This is a genomic window from Nostoc sp. FACHB-110, assembly GCF_014697425.1.
GTDB lineage: Bacteria > Cyanobacteriota > Cyanobacteriia > Cyanobacteriales > Nostocaceae > Nostoc_B.
Genome location: NZ_JACJRU010000086.1, coordinates 1 through 5,436, shown reverse-complemented (window position 1 = coordinate 5,436; position 5,436 = coordinate 1). Strand labels below are relative to the sequence as shown.

Below are 5,436 nucleotides of genomic sequence, written 5' to 3'. Positions count from 1 at the left end.
GCTTGGGTGTCGTTCCACTCGACTAACAATTGATGCAGTTCGGACTCAGAAAGGAAAGCTAATTCTCCAACTCTCTGATGTGGGTTGCTGACTATTGTGGCTAACAAAGTCTGGAAATGCAGCGTCATCCGCTCAATTGTCTGTGGCGCAAACAAATCGCGCTTATACTCCCACGACCCCATTAATCCGTTGTTTGTCTGCCAAATCGAAAGGTTCAAATCAAATAAACAACTACCCCGTTCTACGATATCTGGAGTCAGACTCACCTCAGCTAACTCGATGGGTTCGAGGGAGAAGTTTTCTAGCACAAACATCACCTGAAATAGGGTGTTATGGCCAAGAGAACGTTCTGGTTGTAGTGCTTCTACCACCTGCTCAAATGGTAGGTCTTGGTTGGCGTGAGCATCCAACACAACAGCCCGGACTTGTGCGAGTAACTGGGAAAAACTGGGATTTTCGGCAATCTGGGTACGCAATACTAATGTGTTGATAAAACAGCCAATTAAGGGATTAATTTCTGTGCGATCGCGGTTAGCAAATGGTGTACCAATACAAATATCATCTTCACCACTGTAACGATGCAGCAAAATCGCCAAAGCTGTCAGCAGGGTCATAAACAAGGTGACACCTGAGTTTTGGCTGAGGGTAACTAATTTATCAGTTAAATCCTTGTCAAGTTGAAATCTTTTGTTAGCACCAACAAAAGTCTGCACTGATGGGCGCGGATAATCTGTGGGTAACTCTAACAGTGGCGGTGCGCCAGCTAATTGTTGTTTCCAGTAATCTAGTTGCTGTTGTTGAACTCCTTTAGTTAACCATTGGCGTTGCCAAACGGCAAAATCTGCGGATTGTATTGTTAACTCTGGTAAGGGATTGGGTTTACCTTGAGTAAAAGCTTGATAAAGGATTTCTAACTCTTGCAGGAAAATTCCCATTGACCAGCCATCGGTGATAATGTGGTGCATGGTCAATATCAACAAGTGGGATTCGGCTTGTTGACGGATTAAAGTGGCTCGTAACAAAGGAGAGATACTCAAGTCAAAGGGTTGGCGAACTTCTTGAGTAACTATTTGTTGTAATGAGGCTGGTGGTAAATCTGGCAAATCTACCACAGGTATATTGATTGTCAGCTTGGGTGCAATTACCTGAACAGGAATGCCCTCTGTCACCGCAAAGGTAGTTCTTAAAGCTTCATGACGGCGGATAATCTCGTTGATACTCGCTTCTAAGGCACTTACAGAGAGCTTGCCCACAATCCGCAGTTGCAAACTTTCGTTATAAAATGGGCTGGCTTTGTCTAATTGATGAAGAAACCACATTCCTTGTTGAGCAAAGGATAGAGGCAATTCTTCATCCCTAGCGACTGGCTCTAGGGGGATAGAGGTAGATTGTGTGGCGGCTTGAGCTTCTTTGAGAAACGCCAGGATTTCGGTTTTACGCTGTTTGAGTTCCTGCTGGATAGCTGCTGTCATCACTCCTTTGGGAGCGCGACAGCCTAGTTGCTCTCCTTCGAGCCAGATTTTTACACCCTTGGTTTGCAGGCTAGTTAAAAACTGTTCTACCGTCATATCATGATTTCCTCATATTCTTCTGCAACTTCTTCAGTATTTTCACCGTTAGCTTGAGTGACACTGCGAATTACCTCAATGCTTTCGGCTAAACTAGCGATCGTGGGTGCTTTAAATAAGCGTTGTAAAGATAAATCTAAAGCAAAATCCTTCTGTAATAGAGCAATTACTTGACCAGCTAATAGCGAATTTCCCCCCAACTCAAAAAAGTTGTCGTGAATACTTAAAGATGATATTTTTAACACTTGCTGCCAACATTGAGCAATTTTTCGCTCTGTTTCATTGCGTGGTTCGATGCGCTCTTTAATTTCTTGATTGTTAATTCTATTAATCAGGCTGACGCGGTCAATTTCGCCATTCTCTAGACAAGGCATTTCGGGCAATTTTACTAAGTTATAGCGGCAATCAACGCCAAAGCGGTCTTGTACCAGAAATTCTGTTAAAACTACATCTTTACTACTAGTAAAATAAGCAGTTAATTTCTGTAAACTAAACGCTGATGATTGCCAACGTTGAATGTTTTGATTGCTGCCATCTAAACCTATTAATAGATGAGTTTGTTGATGTTTTAAGCTGGCAAGCATTGAAGATATGGCTTGGGAAGCAGACATAATATAGAAACCTTTGGCACGAATCAGATTTTTCATCTGATAACCTTGGCTCATACCTGTGTCATCCCACATACTCCAACTGAAACAATAACTGGTTAATTTACTGTGAGAATTTTGGTAATGAGAAAAGCCACAAAGAAAACTATTAGCAGCAGCATAAGCCCCAACAGCACTACCACCAAAAAAGCCGTTTACTGAAGAAAAATTAATAAAAATACTGCCTTTATTTTCTTTTACCAATTGATGCAAAGCCCAAGTACCCAATACCTTGGAACGCAACACTGCGGCTAATTTCTCTCGAGTTTCTTCTAATAGCAGTTGCTCATGGGAAGTTCCAGCTAGATGCAGTATTCCATCCAAAGTTTTACCCCATTTATATTGGGCTTTCTCAACTATTATTTGTAACTGTGGCAAATCACAAATATCAACGGCTGCGTAAATTATTTCTCCCCCAAGCTGTTGTAATTCCTGATAGATTTGCCATCGTTGTATCAGATTGTCTGTTGGCTGATTCCCACTACTTTGATTTGCTAAGGGAGTTCTCCCGACCAAAATTAATTTAGCTTGGTAATTTTGCAACAAATACCGGGCAATTTCAATCCCTATACCACCAAGTCCCCCGGTGATTAAATAAATGCCTTGTTGCTGGAAGGGAATTGGAGATTTAGGTTCGCTTTGCCAATCAACTTTTTCTAAGCGAGGAACAAAACGCTGTTTATTTCTGTAAGCTACCTCTGGTTCTTTTGAGTCAGCTTGCATCTCTTGTAAGATGTAATTTGCATTAATTTCACTATCAGCAAAAGGCAAATCAATGTGGCGACAGTTCAACCAAGGTAATTCTTGAGGAATGGTTTTGAGTAGCCCTAAGACTGCTGATTTTTCGTAAGCTATGGGGTCATTTGCCGCAATAGATTGGCTATGAGAAGAAATAAAGAGTAATTGAACTTTATTATCAGCACCTTGAATTTTGGCTAAAGCTTGAGTTAGGAACAACAAACTGTATATTCCATATTCTTGTGCTTGTTCAAGTGCATCAAGGCTGTTAATTTCACCAACATACTGGTCATAAGTCCATAGGTGGAGAATCTGCCCAATGATAATATTATCTGCTGCTAGGGATGCGATTAAAAGTTGGTAGTCTTTAGCTTGTCCTGGTGTAATTGTGTAGTGTGAAGCATTGATTTTGCGGAAATCTTTTCCGGCTGAAACCGTGATGTAGGGCAGCTTATCTTGTGAAAACATTTGACATAAATCTGCCCCTAATTCACCAGCATCGAGAAATACTAATGTGGAATTAATGACAGTTAAGGAAGTGCTAAAAGTAATTGGTAGTTTGGGCTGCCATACTTGACGGTAGAACCAATTAGGGATAGTGTTAGCATTTTCTAGTAAGATATCAATGCGTTTAATAATTGATTTAAACTCATCTGCTTTAAAGCGTTGGACTAATTGCGATCGCTGAATTTTTCCAATCGCTGTTTTCGGGATAATTTCAGGTTCTACTGGAATTAAATAATCGGGATTTACACCCACCTTGTTCACAACATTAGTCCGAATTTCTCTCAGTAAAGCTAATAAACTCTCATCATCAGCAACAGCAGTATTGAAAAAGATAGCTAGTTTATCAGTATTCATTCCTGGCTGTCTGACTGCACAAGCAGCTGTGTAGGAAACTTCTACTCCTTTTAGTTCCTCAACGGCGGCTTCAATTTCGTGACAGTAGTAGTTTAGTCCGTTGATGATAATGACATCTTTGATTCTTCCAGTAATCGTTAAACGCCCTTGATGCAGAAATCCTAAATCACCTGTATTAAACCAACCATCAGTAGTAAAAACTTCTTGGTTTGCTTGTTGATTTTGATAGTAACCACTAGTAACAGATGCACCTTTGACTTGTAAACGCCCAATGATATTTTCTGTTACTACTTGTTCATTTTCATCCACAATTCGCAGTGCCGCACCAGCAATTGGCAAACCCAATTCTACAAATGAAGCATCATCTGATGAAGATTCCAGGGAAAAACTATTAGAGTAAGTAATTCCCGAAGAAGTTTCGCACATCCCAAAGGCTGGATGAATAGCACTAGTTGGTAAACCGTGACGACTCAGCAGTTTTAAGAAATTCCTGGCTGTTTTTGTGACAATTGGTTCTCCAGCGTTGATGATAAACTTTATAGAGGATAGATCCCAGTTATGGCTATTGATATCAGCAGCGCGATCGCAAATCAACGAAAAGGCAAAGTTAGGAGACCAACTAATTGTCGCTTGATGTTGCTCAATTAAATCCAGCCACTTCAAGGGATGCTGCACTATCAAGTTAGTGGGTACATGAATTTGTTGACAGCCTAGACTTACAGCCATGATACTCAAAGAAACTAGCGCCCCCACATGATCCAAAGGCATCCAGTTTAAAATGCTTTCCTGGCTTGAGAAATCACCCATTAAAATTAAGCCAGTTGTCATACTCAATATATTGCGATGATTGAGCATCACACACTTGGGTATACCAGTGCTACCAGAAGTCAAAAGCAAAATGACCAAATCCTCTGGCTGACTTTGATGCAATTGCAAATCTACTTCACATTCACGCAAATTTTCAATAGTGGCAATTTGCAAGTTTTCTAAATTTAAAAGTTGGAAAAAATTATCAATATTTCCAGCTAAAGCCGCACTCGTCAATACCAGAGGTTTTTCTAACATCTGCCAAGTATTTTGTAATTTGCTGGCGGTACTGTTACCTGGCTCGTATGCAGGGGCGATGGATACAGGTACTGGCACAAAGCCCCCTAGCACACAGCCCCAAAAAGCACTCAAAAAATCTTGATTCTCTTCTAATTGAAAAATTACTTTATCTTCCGCTTTAAGTCCTAGCTGCCTCAAGCCAGATGAAATTTTTTGAGCATCCTGCCATAGTTGGTGATAAGATTGAACTTTTTCGCTGCCATCAGGTTGAATATAGATGATACCTTTGTTTGAATTTTGAGCGACTTTTTGCAATAGTTCTTGTAAGGTTGTTGGAGTTTTTTCTGAGTATTTTAAAGTTTCTCCGTAACTAATTGCTAACTTTTTGGATGAAGAAACAATCTGGTTTTCTATCTTTTGAATAGGTGTATTGGCTTGGGGATCTGGCTGAATATTTTCAGAGGCTAATCCTTGATTCTCTCCTAGCAAATCTTCTAAATGTACAGGCAAAATCTTGTTATGTCTTGGTTCAACAACTACTGCAACACGTTCAATTGCGGGGAATGACTCTAATT

At 40.3% G+C, this 5,436-nt stretch carries 2 protein-coding genes; both read right to left on the bottom strand.

The annotated features are described in order from the left end of the window. Positions 1-1,568, bottom strand: a 1,568-nt coding sequence (locus tag H6G69_RS33240) for a condensation domain-containing protein (protein ID WP_242072274.1), incomplete at its 3' end; no start/stop codon positions are given. Further along, positions 1,565-5,436, bottom strand: a 3,872-nt coding sequence (locus tag H6G69_RS33235) for an SDR family NAD(P)-dependent oxidoreductase (protein ID WP_190693978.1), incomplete at its 5' end; no start/stop codon positions are given. The genes H6G69_RS33240 and H6G69_RS33235, both read right to left, overlap by 4 nt.